Origin of the sequence: Burkholderia sp. DN3021, assembly GCF_049805555.1 — a bacterium.
In the GTDB taxonomy this organism is placed as follows: Bacteria; Pseudomonadota; Gammaproteobacteria; order Burkholderiales; family Burkholderiaceae; genus Burkholderia; species Burkholderia pyrrocinia_C.
On the sequence record NZ_JBNCAB010000112.1, the window covers coordinates 1 to 18,169 of the forward strand.

Annotated in this window: 15 protein-coding genes; 10 read left to right on the forward strand and 5 right to left on the reverse strand. The window is 68.9% G+C overall.

Going from position 1 to position 18,169, the window contains the following annotated elements; translation table 11 throughout:
* Positions 1–138: 138 nt before the first annotated feature.
* The 3 genes from ACPUER_RS32910 to ACPUER_RS32920 all read right to left on the reverse strand — a co-directional run bounded on the left by ACPUER_RS32910 (position 139) and on the right by ACPUER_RS32920 (position 4,605).
* Positions 139–1,398: an ABC transporter substrate-binding protein gene (locus ACPUER_RS32910; protein ID WP_425133132.1), complete on the reverse strand. Its 1,260-nt coding sequence runs from the start codon at positions 1,396–1,398 to the stop codon at positions 139–141.
* A 63-nt stretch (positions 1,399–1,461) separates the two neighbouring features.
* Positions 1,462–3,447 carry a beta-galactosidase gene (locus ACPUER_RS32915; protein ID WP_310136784.1) on the reverse strand — a complete coding sequence of 662 codons (1,986 nt, stop codon included), beginning with the start codon at positions 3,445–3,447 and terminating at the stop codon, positions 1,462–1,464.
* Positions 3,448–3,456: 9 nt separating this feature from the next.
* The gene (locus ACPUER_RS32920) at positions 3,457–4,605 is read right to left on the reverse strand and encodes an ABC transporter ATP-binding protein (RefSeq protein ID WP_425133133.1); all 1,149 of its coding nucleotides are present in this window, start codon (positions 4,603–4,605) and stop codon (positions 3,457–3,459) included.
* A 189-nt stretch (positions 4,606–4,794) separates the two neighbouring features.
* Between ACPUER_RS32920 and ACPUER_RS32925 the strand changes: the two genes are divergently transcribed.
* Entirely contained in the window at positions 4,795–5,829 is a 1,035-nt protein-coding gene (locus ACPUER_RS32925) for a LacI family DNA-binding transcriptional regulator (protein WP_425133140.1), read from the forward strand.
* Between the two features lie 105 nt (positions 5,830–5,934).
* On the opposite strand, the gene ACPUER_RS32930 is transcribed toward ACPUER_RS32925, so the two are convergent.
* Complete coding sequence (locus ACPUER_RS32930) at positions 5,935–6,576, reverse strand: GntR family transcriptional regulator (RefSeq protein ID WP_425133134.1); 642 nt, start codon at positions 6,574–6,576, stop codon at positions 5,935–5,937.
* Between the two features lie 134 nt (positions 6,577–6,710).
* Here ACPUER_RS32930 and ACPUER_RS32935 point away from each other — a divergent pair, with 134 nt between their 5' ends.
* Positions 6,711–7,187, forward strand: coding sequence for an OsmC family protein (locus ACPUER_RS32935; protein ID WP_310136781.1), 477 nt, complete (start codon positions 6,711–6,713; stop codon positions 7,185–7,187).
* 117 nt (positions 7,188–7,304) lie between these two features.
* Here the strand turns inward: ACPUER_RS32935 and ACPUER_RS32940 are convergent, their stop codons facing one another.
* Positions 7,305–8,255 (reverse strand): LysR substrate-binding domain-containing protein, encoded by a 951-nt coding sequence (locus ACPUER_RS32940; protein ID WP_105390620.1) that lies wholly within the window; start codon positions 8,253–8,255, stop codon positions 7,305–7,307.
* 114 nt (positions 8,256–8,369) lie between these two features.
* Between ACPUER_RS32940 and ACPUER_RS32945 the strand changes: the two genes are divergently transcribed.
* The 8 genes from ACPUER_RS32945 to ACPUER_RS32980 all read left to right on the forward strand — a co-directional run bounded on the left by ACPUER_RS32945 (position 8,370) and on the right by ACPUER_RS32980 (position 18,151).
* Complete coding sequence (locus ACPUER_RS32945; RefSeq protein WP_175959904.1) at positions 8,370–10,121, forward strand: IlvD/Edd family dehydratase; 1,752 nt, start codon at positions 8,370–8,372, stop codon at positions 10,119–10,121.
* Positions 10,122–10,200: 79 nt separating this feature from the next.
* Positions 10,201–11,562: an MFS transporter gene (locus tag ACPUER_RS32950; RefSeq protein WP_425133135.1), complete on the forward strand. Its 1,362-nt coding sequence runs from the start codon at positions 10,201–10,203 to the stop codon at positions 11,560–11,562.
* Positions 11,563–11,612: 50 nt separating this feature from the next.
* Positions 11,613–12,542: a dihydrodipicolinate synthase family protein gene (locus ACPUER_RS32955; RefSeq protein WP_425133136.1), complete on the forward strand. Its 930-nt coding sequence runs from the start codon at positions 11,613–11,615 to the stop codon at positions 12,540–12,542.
* Between the two features lie 25 nt (positions 12,543–12,567).
* The gene (locus tag ACPUER_RS32960) at positions 12,568–13,497 is read left to right on the forward strand and encodes a Gfo/Idh/MocA family protein (RefSeq protein WP_425133137.1); all 930 of its coding nucleotides are present in this window, start codon (positions 12,568–12,570) and stop codon (positions 13,495–13,497) included.
* Positions 13,498–13,570: 73 nt separating this feature from the next.
* Positions 13,571–14,584: an arabinose ABC transporter substrate-binding protein gene (locus ACPUER_RS32965; RefSeq protein WP_175959908.1), complete on the forward strand. Its 1,014-nt coding sequence runs from the start codon at positions 13,571–13,573 to the stop codon at positions 14,582–14,584.
* Between the two features lie 20 nt (positions 14,585–14,604).
* Positions 14,605–16,152, forward strand: coding sequence for an L-arabinose ABC transporter ATP-binding protein AraG (araG, locus tag ACPUER_RS32970; protein WP_425133138.1), 1,548 nt, complete (start codon positions 14,605–14,607; stop codon positions 16,150–16,152).
* A gap of 31 nt (positions 16,153–16,183) precedes the next feature.
* Complete coding sequence (gene araH / locus ACPUER_RS32975) at positions 16,184–17,203, forward strand: L-arabinose ABC transporter permease AraH (RefSeq protein WP_175959910.1); 1,020 nt, start codon at positions 16,184–16,186, stop codon at positions 17,201–17,203.
* Between the two features lie 45 nt (positions 17,204–17,248).
* Positions 17,249–18,151 (forward strand): SMP-30/gluconolactonase/LRE family protein, encoded by a 903-nt coding sequence (locus ACPUER_RS32980; protein WP_425133139.1) that lies wholly within the window; start codon positions 17,249–17,251, stop codon positions 18,149–18,151.
* Positions 18,152–18,169: the final 18 nt, after the last annotated feature.

Below are 18,169 nucleotides of genomic sequence, written 5' to 3' on the forward strand. Positions count from 1 at the left end.
GCGCGCGGGCAGCGCGGCGGCGGATGCTCCGCGCGGCGGCGGCGCGGCGCCGGCGGGCGGGGTGGACGTGATCGGACTGGACACGGCAAGCCTCCTGTACGGACGCGGCGGCACGGGGCCGCCGGCTGGGTCACGCGGTCACTTCTTGTAGATCCGCTTGCGGGTCTGTTCGAGCTGCGCGAGCACGGTATCGAGCTGCGCGGGATCGGCCAGGAACTGCTGCATGCCCTTCATCCCTTCGTCGGCCATTTCCTTCGTCATGTCGCGGTCGTAGAACTGCGCGACGCCGCCCTTCGTGTCGGCGAGGATCCGGAAGCCGATGCGCGAGACCGGATCGGCCGGCTCGGGCGACTTGCTGTTGGCCGACAGCGAGCCGAGGCCCTCCGCGAGCTTCGCGCCCATCTCGGGTGTTTCGACGAAGGCGAGGAACGTGTGCGCGTCGGCCTTGTTCTTCGCCTTCGTCGGGATGTGCAGCGATTCGACCGGGCCGTCTTCGGCGGTCGGCACCTTCGGGTCGATGATCGGGAAGCGGTAGTAGCCCATTTCCTGTTTCACGTTCGGCGGGAAGCCGGCGGCGATGAAGGTGCCCATCAGCATCATCGCGGCCTTGCCCTGGAACAGGAACGGCTGCGCGCCGTCGAGATCGTAGGACAGCGCGTTGTCGATGAAGTAGCCGGCATCGATCAGCGATTTCCACGTCGTGTAGACCTTCTTCACGCGCGGGTCGGTGTACGGCACGTCGCCGGCCATCAGCTGCTGGTGGAATGCGTTGCCGTTCACGCGCAGGTCGAGATAGTCGAACCAGCCGGCGAGCGTCCACGCGTCGCGGCCGCCGATCGCGACCGGCGTGATGCCGGCCGCCTTCAGCTTCTTGCATGCATCGAGAAACTGGTCCCAGGTCTTCGGCTCGTCGGCGATGCCGACCTTGCGGAACAGGTCCTTGCGGTAGAACAGCCCCCACGAGTAATAGACGGTCGGCGCCGCGTACTGCTTGCCGTTATACGACGATGCGTCGCGCGTCGACGCGTACATCGCACCCCAGCCGTTTTTCGTCCAGTCGCCGCTCAGGTCCTCGAACAGCCCGCGCTTCGCGTAGTACGCCATCCGCTCGCCCGCGTGCCAGTTCACGATGTCCGGCGCGACGGTCGTGAGCCACGCGGGGAGCTGCACCTTGTACGCTTCCTCGTCGACGAAGGTCGCCTTCACGTCGATGTCGGGATGCGCCTTGTGGAACGCGTCGAGCGTCGCCTGCCAGACCGCGCGCTGGCTGGCGCCCTTGAACGCGATGTTGATGGCCAGCGTGCCGGCGTTCGCCGGCGCGGCGGCACCGAACGAAGCGAACGCGATGGCGGCGGCCACGGCGAGCCGGGCGGCGGCGCGAAGGGGGCGATGTGTCATGGTTGTCTCCATTCCTGTGTGTCGTTGTGCGTGACCGGCGCGTCGCGGCGCCGGTGGCGGGTGCTACGAACGGCTTCGATACACGGCGACGCCTTGCGGCTCGACCTGCGCGGCGCCGAGCACGAACGCGGACGGCGGCACCGCGTCGATCGTGTGCGGCGTGCTTCCATAGTTGAATACGTAGGTCAGGCCGCCGCGCCGGCTCACGCGCACGCCGTCGCCGAGCGGCGCGGGTGCGAGGCCCGCTTCGGCCGCGACATCGGCGAACAGCCGCGCGGTGGTCGCGTCGTCGAACAGCGCGGCCCAGTAGTGCAGCGCGCCATGCGACACGCAGGCCGGATGACCGTCGGCGAAGCGCGCACGCACGACGCTGCGCGTGTCGTCGTGCAGCTCGACGAAGTCGCGCCAGTGGCGCGCATCGCCCGCGAGCGGCGAGCCGTCGCGCAGCGTGCCGTCGATCCGTTCGGTCAGGTTCGGTCGCAGCGATTCGACGCGCCACACGCGGATCGGCAGGATCGACGCGAGCGGGCCGGGCGGCAGCGCCGGCGGAATCTGCAGGTCGACGGTCTTCGAGCCGGTGCGCGGCCCGAACACGACCTGCGCACCCGAGGCGGCGAGCCGCGCCGCGAAGTCGTCCGGCACGATCGGCAGCGGCGGCACGACCACGAGCCGGTAGCCGTCGAGCGGCGCATGCGCGGAGACCACGTCGACGTCGAGGCCGAGCGAGCGCAGCGCCGAGTAGTACTCGAATGCGAAACGCGGGTAGTGGAAATCGGCGCCTTGCGGCTGCACTTCGAACAGCCACTTCGCTTCGTAGTCGTAGATCAGCGCGACCGACGCGCGCACCGGAGCGTCCGCATCCGCGCCGGCGTCGTGCACCGCCGCGATCTCGCGCGCGACGCGTTGCGCCTCGCGGCCGCCTTCGTCGAGCTGGTCGTCCGGCGTGTGCAGGCCCGCATGCATCTGCTCCTGCGCGAACGGCGCCTGCCGCCAGCGGAAGTACGACACGCAGCCGGCGCCATGCGCGAACGCCTCCCAGCTCCACAGGCGCACCATGCCCGGCAGCGGCGCGGGGTTCCAATGCGCCCAGTTCACAGGCCCCGGCTGCTGCTCCATCACCCAGAACGGCAGCTTCGACATGCCGCGATATACGTCGTGATTGAACGACGCGAAATCGGGATGGCCGGTGCGCAGCCAGCGCGCCTTCACGTCGGGCGCGAACCATTGCTCCTCGAGCGCGCCGAGCGGATAGCTGTCCCACGTCGCGATGTCGAGGTCGCGTGCCACCTCGTAGTGATCGAACTCGGTGAACAACTGCATGAAGTTGTGCGCGACGGGCCGCCCCGGCGAGTGCGCGCGGATCACGTCGACCTGCATCCGGTGATAGCGTGCGACTTCGTCGGACGCGAAGCGCCGGTAGTCGAGGCGATGCGTCGGATGGGCCTCGGTCACGGTGCCGACGGGCGCATCGACTTCGTCGAAGTTGCGATACTCCATGCTCCAGAACACGGTGCCCCACGCGCGGTTCAGCGCGCCGATCGTGCCGTAGCGTGCCTTCAGCCATTCGCGAAAACGCACGAGCGCGGCCGGCGAGTAGCTGACGACGGTCTGGTGGCAACCCAGCTCGTTGTCGGTCTGCCAGTAGCGCACGGCCGGATGGCGGCCGTAGCGTTCGGCGACCGCGGTGCAGATCTGGCGCGACGCTTCGAGATAGGTCGGCGACGAGAAGTCGTAGTGGCGGCGCGAACCGAACGCGCGCGGCCGGCCGTCCGCGCCGATCGCGAGGATGTCGGGATGACGGTCGACCAGCCATTTCGGCGGCGTCGCGGTCGGCGTGCACATCACGATCTCGAGGCCTGCCGCGCCGAGCACGTCGACCGCGCGATCGAGCCAGCCCCAGTCGTATTCGCCCGGCGACGGCTCGATGCGGCTCCATGCGAATTCGGCGATCCGCACCTGCTCGATGCCGAGCGCTTTCATCCGGCGGGCGTCGTTCGCCCACATCGATTCCGGCCAGTGTTCCGGGTAGTAGCAGACTCCGAGGCGCATACGCGATCCTTAAGCGTAGTGATGGACGTGGACGTCGGCGCACGCGGGCACCGCGCGGCCGTCTTCGGTGAAGAGATGGCAGGCCGCGGCCGGCGCATGCACGGGCACGCGCTCGCCGCTGTGCACCTGTGCGTCGCCGGGCACCTTCGCGATCAGCGGCGCGCCGCCGGGCTGGTCGAGGTGCACGTAGGTCTGTTCGCCCAGGCGTTCGACGAGCGCGACGTCGCGCACCAGCGTCGTCGCGTCGTGCGCGGCGCCGAGCGTCAGGTGCTCGGGGCGAATGCCGAGCGTCACGGTTGCGCCGGCATCGAGCGCGGAGCCGTCGCGCGGCAGCGTGAAGGTTTCGCCGGAAGGTGCGACGGTGACGGTCGTGCGGCGGGCATCGGACGCCGTGACGACGGCCGGCAGGAAGTTCATGCGCGGCGAGCCGATGAAGCCGGCGACGAAGCGGCTGGCCGGATGGTGGTAGAGGTCGAGCGGCGCGCCGACCTGCGCGATGCTGCCGTGCTGCGCGGTATCCGCGCCGGCGTGCAGCAGCACGATCCTGTCGGCGAGCGTCATCGCTTCGGTCTGGTCGTGCGTCACGTAGACGACGCTCGCGCGTTCGAACTGCCGGTGCAGCCGCGCGATCTCGATGCGGGTCTGGCCGCGCAGCGCCGCGTCGAGATTCGACAGCGGTTCGTCGAACAGGAATACGCCGGGCTCGCGCACGATCGCGCGGCCGATCGCGACGCGCTGCCGCTGGCCGCCCGACAGCGCCTTCGGCTTGCGCTCGAGCAGCGTGTCGAGCTGCAGGATGCGTGCGGCATCGCGCACCTTCCGGTCGATCTCGGCTTTCGGCACGCGCGCGAGCTTCAGCCCGAACGCCATGTTTTCATAGACCGTCATGTGCGGAAACAGCGCGTAGCTCTGGAACACCATCGCGACGCCGCGCTCGGCGGCCGGCACGTCGTCGACGCGGCGGCCGTCGATCGACAGCTCGCCCGCGCTCAGGTCCTCGAGCCCGGCAATCATGCGCAGCAGCGTCGACTTGCCGCATCCGGACGGCCCGAGGAACACGCAGAACTCGTGCGCGCCGATCTCCAGATCGACGTCGCGAATGACCGGCGCGTGATCGCCATAGGCTTTCTGCACGCGTCGCATCGAGATGCTCGCCATTGTCTCCGCTCCATGTTCTAATGCGCCGTCATGATTGCTTAAGCGCTTAATCATCGCGATCAAAAAAAGAGGCGATCCGATCGCGGCCGAGTCGCGCCCGATGGTCGGGCGGCAAGGTGTCCGGCGATAGTGCGCCGCTTCGGTGAGCGAAGCAAATACTGGATCGACGTCTCATATAGTGAGCAAACGATGGCGACACTGGATGAAGTTGCACGCTGCGCCGGCGTGACGGCCGCGACGGTATCGAACGTGCTGCGCGACCGCGGCCGGGTGGGCGAGGCCACGCGTGCACGGGTGCTGGAAGCCGTGCAGGCGCTCGGGTATCGGCCGCATCTCGCCGCGCGGGCGCTGGCGGAAGGGCGCGCGCCGACGGTCGCGCTGATGGTATCGAGCATCGCGAACCCGTTTTATCCGGAGTTCGCGCTGGCGGTCGAGCGCGCGGTGCGCCGCAACGGGCAGTTCCTGATCGTCTGCAATACGAACGAAGATCCGTTGCAGGGGCGCGCGTACCTCGACCAGATCGCCGGCACGATTTCCGAAGGCATTCTCGTGACCAACGCGAACCTGCATCTGCCGGATCTGCTCGACGTGGCGCGGCGCGGCGTGCCGGTCGTGCTGTGCCTGTGGGAGCGGCCCGACGCGCCGCCCGACGGATTGCCGTGCGTGGCCATCGATTTCCGCGAGGCGGGGCGGATTGCGACGCGGCATCTGCTCGAACTCGGGCACGAGCGCATCGGCGTGATCGTCGGCGGGGCGGCGAGCGGCGTGCAGGCGGCGCGTTACGACGGTTTCGTCGACGTGATGCGCGAAGCGGGGCTCGACGCGTCGATCGTCGCGGCCGAGCACGATTCGATCGAAGGCGGCGTGCGCGCGGCGGGCCGGCTGCTCGACGCGCATCCACGGCTGACCGCGCTGGTCGCCACCAACGACCTGCCGGCGATCGGCGCAATGCATGCGGCGGCCGATCGCGGCAGGCGCGTGCCCGGCGACCTGTCGATCGTCGGCATGACCGACATCCATCTGGCAAGCGACACGCGCCCCACGCTGACGACCGTCGCGATTCCGACCGCCGAGGCTGCCGGCCTCGCGGTCGAATTGCTCAACGCGCTGCGCGAGGCGGGCGGCCGCAGCGACGATGCATCGCGCGTGCGGACCGCGTCGCTGCCGCGGCTGGTGGTGCGAGGTACGACTGGCCGCGTGCCGAGTGAGAGTGCGCCGCGGTAAATATCGCGCGTGGCGGCGCCGAGCGCTTTGGGTTTGCCGACGCAATCGGCGCGACCCGGCGCGCAGCCGCGTGCGGTGCGGAAAACGGCAAACGCGGCGCCGGCCTCAACCGCCTTCGACGAGTCGCATCACGATGCTTCTGGCCGATTCGAGATGCGCGACCGTCATCGAACGGGCGGCGCGCGCATTGCGCTCGCGGCACGCCTTCAGGATGTCGTCGTGCTCGACCTGGAACGACGGCGTATCCGCGAGCAGCGTGGCCTGCAGGCGCTCGTAGCGTTCGACCTGGCTGCGCAGCTCCCCGATCGTCTTCAACTGCCGCGCGTTGCCGCAGCACGAATACAGCAACGCGTGGAATTCGCGGTTCAGTTCCCCTTGCCGGCGCGGCACGGTCGCGTCGCCGAGCAGGCGATGAACGAGTTCGGCGCGCGCGAGCGTTTCGTCGTCGAGCCGCTTCACGCTCCGGTAGATCGCATCGCCTTCGAGCAGCGCGCGCAGATCGTAGATTTCCTGCACGTCCGACGCGCTCAGCATGCGCACGACGGCGCCGCGATTCCTGAAGATGTCCAGCAACCCTTCGCGTTCCAGACGCTGGATGGCCTCGCGCATCGGAATCCGGCTGATGCCGAACCGGTCGGCCAGGTCGCGCTCGACGAGCCGCTCGCCGGCTTCCAGCTCGCCGTTGACGATCATGTCCCGCAGCGATGCGGCCACCGCGTCCGCCGTGGAGTCGAGTTTGGCTTCCATGCCTGCGTGTTCCTCACTTCATTTTGGAATAATGGTATACCAAACGGAATTCCGGTGCCAAAATGGCGGCCATTGGCGGGCTCCGTAAATGAAATCCGGCCCGGTGGAAGCAACCGACATCAATGGAGAGCGAGATGGCATCTGGCGAACACAAGTACCGCGTCGCAGTGCAGTGGACGGGCAACCGCGGCACCGGCACGTCGGGGTATCGCGAGTATGGTCGCGATCATGTGATCCGTGCCGGTTCGAAGCCGGACATTCCCGGTTCGTCGGATGCGGCCTTCCGCGGCGACGCGTCGCGCTGGAACCCGGAAGACCTGCTGCTGGCGTCGGCATCGGCGTGCCACAAGCTCTGGTACCTGCATCTGTGCGCCGAGGCCGGTATCCGCGTGCTCGCGTATGTCGACAACGCGGAAGGGACGATGCTCGACAGCCCCGAGCACGGGCGCTTCACCGAAATCGTGCTGCGCCCGCACGTGACCATCCAGGCCGGCGACGATCGCGAGCGGGCGGAACGCCTGCATCACGATGCGCACGCGAAGTGCTATATCGCGAATTCGGTCAACTTCCCGATCCGCTGCGAACCGGCGATCGAGTTTGCAGCCGCGTGACGCGTCGGCAATGGAAATCCCGACGAAGCCTTGCCACACCTCCGGCGACGCAAGCAGGGCGCCGCACTTCGTGCTCGAAGAAATCACCGTGAGCGGGCAACACACCTCGCCGCCGCGTCACAGCGCGACGCCGTAAACCTCGCGCGCAGCCGCGCGGATCGCGTCGGCCATCACCGTGACGGCCGGCGAATGCAGCCGGTCGGTGCGCGTGATGATCCCGAAATCGTCCATCCGGCAATCCATCTCCAGCGGCAGCACCGTGACGATCCCGTGCCGCGCGTAGTAGCGCGCGACGTCTTCGGCCAGCACCGCGATCATGTCGCTCTGTTCGAGCAGCTGCGTGATGAACAGCAGCGCGGACGTCTCGACCAGGTTCGCCGGCGGCGCGAGGCTCGCGCGCTGGAACACGAGTTCGAAGCGATGGCGCAGCACGCTGCCGGCCGGCGGCACGACCCACGCGGCGCGCTGCACGTCCGCGAGCGACAGCGGCGCCTGCGCGAGCAGCGGATGGCCGGGCCGCACGACCGCCGCCACCGTTTCGCCGATCAGCGGCTCGTAGCGCAGCCGCAGCTTGTCGTGTTCGGCGGAGAGCCGGCCGAGCACGATGTCGATCTTGTCCTGCGCGAGATGTTCGAGCAGCACGTTGCTGGTGTCGATCTCGACCGACACGTGCAGGCCCGCATGCGTGCCCTTCACGGCGGCGACGGCCGGCGGCACGAGCCGCAGGCCCGGCGACGTGATCGCGCCCACCGCCACGTGCCCGAGATGGCCGGCCTTCAGCGCGGCCAGTTCCTCGCGCGCCTGGTCGAGGCTGCCGAGCGCCGCGCGCGCGTGGCGGATCAGCGCGTCGCCGTACAGCGTCGGCCGCATCCCGCGCGGCAGGCGCTCGAACAGCACCGCGCCGATCGATTCCTCGAGTTCGCGCAGCAGCTTCGACGCGGCCGGCTGCGTCATGTTCAGCGCGGCCGCCGCGCGATGAATGCTGCCTTCGTCGGCGAGCGCGACGACCAGCAGGAGCTGGCGGGTTTTCAGGCGGCTGCGGTTTCCCCACGGGCTGGCGTCAGTCATCGTACGGGTTTATATCGATATCGGAATCGATATCGTAATCGCCTAAAACGTCATTAGCGAGTTATCAAAATTCTGCCTAGACTGCGCCGGTATCCCGTCACCACAGGACTGACGATGTCGGCAACAAAACCCAGGCTGCGCTCCACCCAATGGTTCGGCACGAATGACAAGAACGGCTTCATGTACCGGAGCTGGATGAAGAACCAGGGCATCCCCGATCACGAGTTCGACGGCCGGCCGGTCATCGGCATCTGCAACACGTGGTCCGAACTGACGCCGTGCAACGCGCACTTCCGCAAGCTCGCCGAGCACGTGAAGCGCGGGATCTCCGAGGCGGGCGGTTTCCCGGTCGAGTTCCCGGTGTTCTCGAACGGCGAATCGAACCTGCGGCCGTCGGCGATGCTCACGCGCAACCTCGCGTCGATGGACGTCGAGGAGGCGATTCGCGGCAACCCGATCGACGCGGTCGTGCTGCTCGCCGGCTGCGACAAGACGACGCCCGCGCTGCTGATGGGCGCGGCGAGCTGCGACGTGCCGGCGATCGTCGTGTCGGGCGGGCCGATGCTGAACGGCAAGCTGGAAGGCAAGAACATCGGTTCGGGCACGGCCGTGTGGCAGTTGCACGAGGCGCTGAAGGCCGGCGAGATCGACCTGCATCACTTCCTGTCGGCCGAAGCCGGCATGTCGCGCTCGGCCGGCACCTGCAACACGATGGGCACCGCATCGACGATGGCGTGCATGGCCGAGGCGCTCGGCGTCACGCTGCCGCACAACGCGGCGATTCCGGCCGTCGATTCGCGCCGCTATGTGCTCGCACACATGTCGGGCATCCGCATCGTCGAGATGGCGCTCGAAGGGCTCGTGCTGTCGAAGGTGCTGACGCGCGCCGCGTTCGAGAACGCGATCCGCGCGAACGCGGCGATCGGCGGCTCGACCAATGCGGTGATTCACCTGAAGGCGATCGCGGGCCGCATCGGCGTGCCGCTCGAGCTCGAGGACTGGATGCGCATCGGTCGCGACACGCCGACGATCGTCGACCTGATGCCGTCGGGCCGCTTCCTGATGGAGGAGTTCTATTACGCGGGCGGGCTGCCGGCCGTGCTGCGCCGGCTCGGCGAAGGCGGGCTGCTGCCGAACCCGGACGCGTTGACGGTGAACGGCAAGTCGCTGTGGGACAACGTGCGCGAAGCGCCGAACTACGACGACGAAGTGATCCGCCCGCTCGACCGGCCGCTGATCGCGGACGGCAGCATCCGTATCCTGCGCGGCAATCTCGCGCCGCGCGGCGCGGTGCTGAAGCCGTCGGCGGCGAGCCCCGAGCTGCTCAAGCATCGCGGCCGCGCGGTCGTGTTCGAGAACCTCGAACACTACAAGGCCACGATCAACGACGAAGCGCTCGACGTCGACGCGAGCTCCGTGCTCGTGCTGAAGAATTGCGGGCCGCGCGGTTATCCGGGCATGGCCGAGGTCGGCAACATGGGGCTGCCGCCGAAGCTGCTGCGCCAGGGCGTGAAGGACATGGTGCGGATTTCCGACGCGCGGATGAGCGGCACCGCGTACGGCACGGTCGTGCTGCACGTCGCGCCGGAGGCCGCCGCCGGCGGGCCGCTCGCGGCCGTGCGCAACGGCGACTGGATCGAGCTCGACTGCGAGGCCGGCACGCTGCATCTCGACATCACGGATGACGAACTGCAGCGCCGCCTGTCGGACGTCGATCCGACTGCGGCGCCGGGCGTGGCCGGCCAGCTCGGCAAGGGCGGCTACGCGCGGCTGTATATCGATCACGTGCTGCAGGCCGACGAGGGGTGCGACCTCGACTTCCTGGTCGGCACGCGCGGCGCGGAAGTGCCGAGCCACTCGCATTGAGCGGCAGGCGCGAAACGAGGCACAGGTGAAGCAGGACAGACCGGCGACGACACCGGCGCAGCCCACCCATGGAGACACGATGACGACGACGCAGCACCCGTCCGCGACACCGGCCGCGGCTCAATCCGGCCCATCGGCCGCCGTCGACGAACGGCAGTTGATGCGCACGCTCACGCGCAGGCTGGTGCCGTTTCTCGCGTTGATCTACGTGGTGGCCTATGTCGACCGCACGGTCGTCGGCTTCGCGAAGCTGCACATGAACGCGGCCGTCGGCCTGAGCGACGCGGCGTACGGGCTCGGTGCGGGCCTGTTCTTCATCGGCTATTTCCTGTGCGAGGTGCCGAGCAATCTCGCGCTCGGCCGCTTCGGCGCGCGCGTGTGGTTCGCGCGCATTCTCGCGACGTGGGGCGTGATCACGATGGCGATGGCGCTCGTGCAGGGGCCGGCCAGCTTCTACGCGTTGCGCTTCCTGCTCGGCGCGGCCGAAGCCGGCCTGTATCCGGGCATCCTGTATTTCCTCACGCAGTGGTTTCCGATGCGCGGCCGCGCGCGCGTGATCGGTCTGCTCGTGCTCGCGCAGCCGATCGCCGGCATCGTGACGGGGCCGCTCGCGGGTTGGCTGCTGTCGACGCACGGGCTGTTCGGGCTGTCGAACTGGCAGACGCTGTTCGTCGTCAGCGGCCTGCCGGCCGTGCTGCTCGTGTGGCCGACGCTGCGGCTGCTGCCCGAAGCGCCGGACCGCGCGCGCTGGCTGAACGATGACGAGCGGCGCTGGATCGCGCGCCAGCTCGCCGCCGATCGCGACACGTGCCGCCCCGATGCGCACCGCAATCCGCTCGCCACGCTGGCCGACCGGCGCGTGCTGCTGCTCGCGGCGCTGTTCCTGCCGTTCCCGCTGTGCATCTACGGGCTGTCGCTGTGGCTGCCGACGATCATTCACGCGTTCGGCGCGGGCGACGCGGCCACCGGCCTGCTGTCCGCCGTGCCGTATCTGTTCGCGGTGATCGGGCTGCTGGTCGTGCCGCGTCATTCGGATCGCACGCGTGAACGCTACTGGCACATCGTCGTCGTGTCGGCCGCCGCGGCGCTGACGATGGCCGCGAGCGCATGGGTGCGGCAGCCTGCACTGCAGTTCCTGTTCATCTGCCTCACGGCGTTCTCGCTTTACTCGATCCAGGCCGTCGTATGGGCGCTGCCCGGCGAATTCCTGACCGGGACGAGCGCGGCGGTGGGCATCGCCGCGATCAATTCGCTCGCGAATCTCGGCGGTTATGTCGGGCCGTACGGCATCGGCCTGATCAAGCAGGCGACCGGCAGCCTCGCGGCCGGCCTGTATTTCCTCGCGGCGACGCTGCTGTTCGCGGTGCTGATCACGTTCGTGGTCCGCGCGACGCTGCGCGCGCCGCAGCCGGCCGCGGGCGCGCTTGCCCGCGAATCCTGAACGCTTTGTTTTCCGACTGAACGCCGATTCGACCGACGCAGGACCAGAACATGACATCGAGCAGCACGCCGCGCTATCGCGGCATCTTCCCCGTCGTCCCGACGACGTTTTCCGACACCGGCGAGCTCGATCTCGCGAGCCAGAAGCGCGCGGTCGATTTCATGATCGACGCGGGCTCGGACGGGCTGTGCATCCTCGCGAACTTCTCCGAGCAGTTCGCGATCGCCGATGACGAGCGCGACGTGCTCACGCGCACGATCCTCGAACACGTGGCGGGCCGCGTGCCGGTGATCGTCACGACGTCGCACTACAGCACGCAGGTGTGCGCGGCGCGCAGCCTGCGCGCGCAGCAGCTCGGCGCGGCGATGGTGATGGCGATGCCGCCGTATCACGGCGCGACGTTCCGCGTGCCCGAGGCGCAGATCTTCGATTTCTATGCACGCGTGTCCGACGCGATCGAGATCCCGATCATGATCCAGGACGCGCCCGCGAGCGGCACGGCGCTGTCGGCGCCGTTCCTCGCGCGGATGGCGCGGGAGATCGAGCAGGTCGCGTACTTCAAGATCGAGACGCCCGGTGCGACGAACAAGCTGCGCGAGCTGATCCGGCTCGGCGGCGATGCGGTCGAAGGGCCGTGGGACGGCGAGGAGGCGATCACGCTGCTTGCCGATCTGCACGCGGGCGCGACCGGCGCGATGACGGGCGGCGCGTATCCGGACGGCATCCGGCCGATCCTCGAAGCATGGCGCGGAGGGCGCCACGACGACGCGTACGCGCGCTACCAGGCGTGGCTGCCGCTGATCAATCACGAGAACCGCCAGTCCGGGATCCTTACCGCGAAGGCGCTGATGCGCGAAGGCGGCGTGATCGCGTGCGAGCGGCCGCGGCATCCGATGCCGGAACTGCATCCGGACACGCGCGCGGAACTGCTCGCGATCGCGCGCCGGCTCGATCCGCTCGTGCTGCGCTGGGCCCACTGAGCGATATGCGAAGGAGGAATGCACGATGAGCAAGCAGGTTTCGCTGGGCGTCGTCGGGATCGGCAAGATCGCGCGCGACCAGCATCTTCCGGCGATCGCCGCCGAACCGGGTTTCGCGCTGACCGCGTGCGCGAGCCGCCACGCGGAAGTCACCGGCGTGCGCAACTATCAGGACCTGCGCGCGTTGCTGGCCGCCGAGCCGGAGCTCGATGCGGTGTCGCTGTGCGCGCCGCCGCAGGTGCGCTACGCTCAGGCGCGCGCCGCGCTCGAAGCCGGCAAGCACGTGATGCTCGAGAAGCCGCCGGGCGCGACGCTCGGCGAAGTGGCCGTGCTGGAGGCGCTCGCGCGCGAGCGCGGCCTCACGCTGTTCGCGACCTGGCATTCGCGCTGCGCGAGCGCGGTGGAGCCCGCACGCGCGTGGCTCGCGACGCGCACGATCCGCGCGGTGCAGGTGCGCTGGAAGGAGGACGTGCGGCGCTGGCATCCGGGGCAGCAGTGGATCTGGGAGCCCGGCGGCCTCGGTGTGTTCGATCCGGGTATCAACGCACTGTCGATCGTCACGCGGATCCTGCCGCGCGAGCTCGTGCTGCGCGAGGCGACGCTGTTCGTGCCGAGCGACGTGCAGACGCCGATCGCGGCCGAACTCGATTGCGCGGACACCGACGGCGTGCCCGTGCGCGCGGAATTCGACTGGCGGCACGGCCCGGTCGAGCAATGGGAGATCGCGGTCGATACGGCCGACGGCGTGCTCGCGATCAGCCGCGGCGGCGCGCAATTGTCGATTGCCGGCGAGCCGGTCGAGATCGGCCCCGAGCGCGAGTATCCTGCGCTGTACGCGCAGTTCCGCGCGCTGATCGCGCGCGGCGAAAGCGACGTCGACGTGCGGCCGCTGCGGCTCGTCGCCGACGCGTTTCTATTCGGCCGGCGCGTCCAGACCGACGCGTTCGGCCGCTGAACGTGCCGGCGCGCTTCGCCGCGACCGCGCACGACAAATGATGAAGACCCAAATCGATACCAGGAGACACCACATGACCCGCACGACTCACACGATTCGCCGACACACCCTGCGCGCGCTGCTGGCCGCGCTTTGCATCGCGCCGCTCGGCATGCAGGGCGCCGCGCGCGCCGACGCGCCGCTGAAGATCGGCTTCCTGGTGAAGATGCCCGAGCAGGCATGGTTCATCAACGAGCAGAACGCGGCGTCCGCGCTCGGCCAGAAGGAGAATTTCTCGGTCGTGAAGATCGGCACGCCCGACGGCGAGAAGGTGCTGGCCGCGATCGACAACCTCGGCTCGCAGGGCGCGCAGGGCTTCGTGATCTGCGCACCCGACGTGCGCCTCGGCCCGGCGATTGCCTCGCGCGCGAAGCGCTACAACATGAAGTTCGTGACCGTCGACGACCAGCTCGTCGATTCGAGCGGCAAGCCGCTCGCGAACGTGCCGCACCTCGGGATGTCGGCGACCAAGATCGGCAACCAGGTTGGCCAGGCGATCGCCGACGAGATGAAGCGGCGCGGCTGGAAGCCCGAGGAAGTCGGCGCGCTGCGGGTCACGAACTACGAGCTGCCGACCGCGAAGCTGCGCACCGACGGCGCGACGCAGGCGCTGCTCGCGAACGGCTTCCGCAAGGAGAACATCTTCGACGCGCCGCAGAAGACGACCGACGACGAAGGCGGCTTCAGCGCGGCCGCGCCGGTGCTCGCGCGGCATCCGAACGTGAAGAAATGGGTGATCTACGCGTTGAACGAGGAAACCGTGCTCGGCGCGGTGCGCGCGACCGAGCAGCTGCACATCCCGGCGGCCGACGTGATCGGCGTCGGCATCAACGGCGCGGGCGAAGCGTTCGCCGAGTTCCAGAAGAAGGAGCCGACCGGCTTCTACGGGACGATCGCGGTCAGCTCGACGAACCACGGCAAGGACAGCACGCAGAACCTCGTCGACTGGATCCGCAACGGCAAGACGCCGGCGGCCGACACGCAGACGAGCGGCAAGCTGATGACGCGCGCGAACTGGCAGGCCGTGCGCGCCGAGCTCGGCATCTGAGCGCGCGGGGCGAAAACGCAATGACGATGCAGACGATGACGGCCGTGTCCCGCCACGACGACGCTGAAGCCGGCGCGGCCGCCGGCCCGCTGCTCGCGCTCGACGGCATCACGGTGACGTTCCCGGGCGTGCGCGCGCTCGACGCCGTGTCGCTGTCGGTGCGCGCGGGCGAGGTGCACGGGCTGATGGGCGAGAACGGCGCGGGGAAATCGACGCTGCTGAAAGTGCTGTCCGGCGTGAACCAGCCGCAGGCCGGCACGCTGACGCTGAACGGCACGGTGCAGCGCTTCGCGTCGACGCGTGCCGCGCTCGAAGCCGGCATCGCGATCATCTACCAGGAGCTGCATCTGGTGCCCGAGCTGACGGTCGCCGAGAACCTGATGCTCGGGCAGTTGCCGAGCCGGCTCGGCGTGGTCGACGAGCGCGTGCTCGCCGCGCGTGCGCTCGATGCGCTCGAGCGGCTCGGCGAGCATATCGATCCGGGCATTCCGGTGAAGTATCTGTCGATCGGCCAGCGCCAGATGATCGAGATCGGCAAGGCCCTGATGCGCGACGCGCGCGTGATCGCGTTCGACGAACCGACGAGCTCGCTGTCCGCGCGCGAGACCACGCAGCTGTTCCGGATCATCCGCGCGCTGCGCGCGGAAGGCCGCGCGATCATCTACGTCACGCACCGGATGGAGGAAGTCTACGAACTGTGCGACCGCGTGACCGTGTTCCGCGACGGCCGCCGGATCGACACGTTCGATTCGGTCGCCGATCTCGATCGCGACCGGCTGATCGGCTGCATGGTCGGCCGCTCGATCGAGGACGTGTACGGCTACCGGCCGCGCGCGGCCGGCGACGTGCTGATCGAGGCGAAGGGGCTGGCGGGCCCCGGGCTGTCCGAACCCGTGTCGTTCACCGCGCGACGCGGCGAGATCGTCGGCTTTTTCGGGCTCGTCGGCGCGGGCCGATCGGAGCTGATGAAGCTGCTGTACGGCGCGGTGCGCCCGAGTGCCGGGCACGTCGAGCTGGGCGGGCGTCGCGTCGCGTTTGCCAGCCCGCGCGACGCGGTGCGCGCCGGCATCGCGCTGTGCCCGGAAGACCGCAAGCAGGAAGGCATCGTCGCGATCGCGTCGGTGGCCGACAACCTGAACATCAGCGCGCGCCGGCATTTCAGCCCGGCGCGCATGCTGCTCGACGCGCGGCGCGAGCGCGAGCTCGCGCAACGCTACATCGAGCGGCTCGCGATCAAGACCCGCGACGGCGACACGCCGATCGGCGCGCTGTCCGGCGGCAACCAGCAGAAGGTCGTGCTGGCGCGCTGGCTGGCCGAGCGCATCGACGTGTTCCTGATGGACGAGCCGACGCGCGGCATCGACGTCGGCGCGCGCGCGGAAATCTACAACCTGTTCTACGAACTCGCGGAAGCGGGCCGCACGGTGATCCTCGTGTCGAGCGATCTGGCCGAAGTGATCGGCGTGTCGGACCGGATCATCGTGATGAAGGAAGGACGGATCGCGGGCGAAGTGGAGAAGGCGCAGGCGACGCCCGATGCGCTGATCAAGCTCGCGCTGCCGCGCTAGCGGCTTGCTGTTCAACCGGAATGCAAAAGATATGAGCCAGGCAATGCAACCCCAACGTACTTCCCCGTCCCCCGATGCCGCTGCCGCGCCCACGAGGGCGCGCGGCGGCGTGTGGCAGCTGATCAACCGCTCCGGCATCGTGATGGTGTTTCTCGTGCTGTTCGCGACGCTGTCGCTGACGGTGCCGGACTTCCTCACGCCGCGCAACATCCAGGGCCTGCTGCTGTCGGTCACGCTGATCGGCTCGATCGCGGTGACGATGATGTTCGTGCTCGCGCTCGGCGAGGTCGACCTGTCGGTCGCGTCGATCGTCGCGTTCTCGGGCGTCGTCGCGTCGACGCTGATCACCGCGACGCACAGCGTGCTGTTCGGCATCGTGGCCGGCGTGCTCGCGGGCGGCGCGGTCGGGCTCGTGAACGGCGTGCTGATCGCGCGCTACCGGATCAATTCGCTGATCGTCACGCTCGCGATGATGGAAGTCGTGCGCGGGCTCGCGTTCATCACGTCGAACGGCGACGCGGTGATGATCTCCGAGGAACGTTTCTTCGAACTCGGGTCCGGCTCGTTCCTCGGCATTTCGTATCCGATCTGGAGCAACATCATCGGCTTCGTCGTGTTCGGCTTCCTGCTGCGCAAGACGGTGTTCGGCAAGAACGTGCTCGCCGTCGGCGGCAACGGCGAGGCCGCGCTGCTCGCGGGGCTGCCGGTGATGCGCATCAAGATCACCGTGTTCGTGCTGCAGGGGCTCGTGACGGGCTTTGCCGGCGTGATGCTCGCGTCGCGGATGAGCCTCGGCGATCCGAAGACGTCGGTCGGCCTCGAACTCGGCGTGATCTCCGCATGCGTGCTCGGCGGCGTGTCGCTGACGGGCGGCGTCGCGACGATTTCCGGCGTGCTGGTGGGCGTGCTGATCATGGGCTCCGTGCAGGATGCGATGAGCCTGCTGAACGTGCCGACGTTTTACCAATATCTGATACGCGGCGGAATTCTGTTGCTCGCGGTGCTGTTCGACCAGTATCGTCGCAACCAGCGGCGCGCGATGAAGATCTGACGAAAGCGCGGCCGCCCGCGAACACGACAGATATCGGGAGACGGCATGCAACAGACTCATCCGGCCGCGTCGGCGACGCTGCTGGCCGACAGCCGCAACACGCTCGGCGAAGGCGCGACGTGGTGCGATGCGACGCACGCGCTGTACTGGACGGACATCGAAGGCGCGCGGTTGTGGCGATGCCGCGCGGACGGTTCCGACCTCGCGCACTGGCCGATGCCCGAGCGGCTCGCGTGTTTCGCGCTGACCGACGATCCGGACGTGCTGCTCGTCGGGCTCGCGACGCATCTCGCGTTCTTCGACCTGCGCAGCGGTGCGTTCACGCGGATCGTCGACGTCGAATCCGACCTGCCGACGCGGCTGAACGATGGCCGCTGCGACCCGTTCGGCGCGTTCGTGTTCGGGATGAAGGACGAAGGCGGCGAGCCGCCGCGTGCGGTTGGTGGCTTCTATCGGCTCAATGCCGACCTCACGCTCGAACGGCTCGCGTTGCCGGCGGCGGCGATCGCGAACAGCATCGCGTTCTCGCCGGACGGTTCGAAGATGTATTTCTGCGATTCGCTGGTGCGCGAGATTTTCGTCTGCGATTACCGCGCGGGCGGCGACGTCGCGAACGTGCAGCCGTTCGCGCGCCTGACCGATGCGGACGGCGACCCGGACGGTTCGACGATCGATCGCGACGGCGGCCTGTGGAACGCGCAGTGGGGCGGCAGGCGGGTGGTGCGCTACGGGCCGGATGGCGTCGAGACGGAGCGCGTCGACGTGCCGACCGCGCAGCCGAGCTGCGCGGCGCTCGATGGCGAAGGCCGCCTGTACGTGACGAGCGCGCGCGCCGGGTTGAGCGACGACGCGCTGGCCAGCGACGCGCATGCGGGCGGCGTGTTCGTCGCGCAGACGCGGCATGCGGGGCTGCCGACCGCGCGGTTCATGCCGACGCGCGCAACCTGAGCGCCACGGTGCGGCCGG

What these genes read in the sequence shown, in the direction of transcription:
- ACPUER_RS32980 (WP_425133139.1), top strand. Translation starts at nt 17,249, where the DNA reads ATGCAACAGACTCATCCGGCCGCGTCGGCGACGCTGCTGGCCGACAGC.
- ACPUER_RS32910 (WP_425133132.1), bottom strand. Translation starts at nt 1,398, where the DNA reads ATGACACATCGCCCCCTTCGCGCCGCCGCCCGGCTCGCCGTGGCCGCC.
- ACPUER_RS32950 (WP_425133135.1), top strand. Translation starts at nt 10,201, where the DNA reads ATGACGACGACGCAGCACCCGTCCGCGACACCGGCCGCGGCTCAATCC.
- ACPUER_RS32940 (WP_105390620.1), bottom strand. Translation starts at nt 8,255, where the DNA reads ATGACTGACGCCAGCCCGTGGGGAAACCGCAGCCGCCTGAAAACCCGC.
- araH (WP_175959910.1), top strand. Translation starts at nt 16,184, where the DNA reads ATGAGCCAGGCAATGCAACCCCAACGTACTTCCCCGTCCCCCGATGCC.
- araG (WP_425133138.1), top strand. Translation starts at nt 14,605, where the DNA reads ATGACGATGCAGACGATGACGGCCGTGTCCCGCCACGACGACGCTGAA.
- ACPUER_RS32965 (WP_175959908.1), top strand. Translation starts at nt 13,571, where the DNA reads ATGACCCGCACGACTCACACGATTCGCCGACACACCCTGCGCGCGCTG.
- ACPUER_RS32920 (WP_425133133.1), bottom strand. Translation starts at nt 4,605, where the DNA reads ATGGCGAGCATCTCGATGCGACGCGTGCAGAAAGCCTATGGCGATCAC.
- ACPUER_RS32930 (WP_425133134.1), bottom strand. Translation starts at nt 6,576, where the DNA reads ATGGAAGCCAAACTCGACTCCACGGCGGACGCGGTGGCCGCATCGCTG.
- ACPUER_RS32960 (WP_425133137.1), top strand. Translation starts at nt 12,568, where the DNA reads ATGAGCAAGCAGGTTTCGCTGGGCGTCGTCGGGATCGGCAAGATCGCG.
- ACPUER_RS32955 (WP_425133136.1), top strand. Translation starts at nt 11,613, where the DNA reads ATGACATCGAGCAGCACGCCGCGCTATCGCGGCATCTTCCCCGTCGTC.
- ACPUER_RS32925 (WP_425133140.1), top strand. Translation starts at nt 4,795, where the DNA reads ATGGCGACACTGGATGAAGTTGCACGCTGCGCCGGCGTGACGGCCGCG.
- ACPUER_RS32935 (WP_310136781.1), top strand. Translation starts at nt 6,711, where the DNA reads ATGGCATCTGGCGAACACAAGTACCGCGTCGCAGTGCAGTGGACGGGC.
- ACPUER_RS32945 (WP_175959904.1), top strand. Translation starts at nt 8,370, where the DNA reads ATGTCGGCAACAAAACCCAGGCTGCGCTCCACCCAATGGTTCGGCACG.
- ACPUER_RS32915 (WP_310136784.1), bottom strand. Translation starts at nt 3,447, where the DNA reads ATGCGCCTCGGAGTCTGCTACTACCCGGAACACTGGCCGGAATCGATG.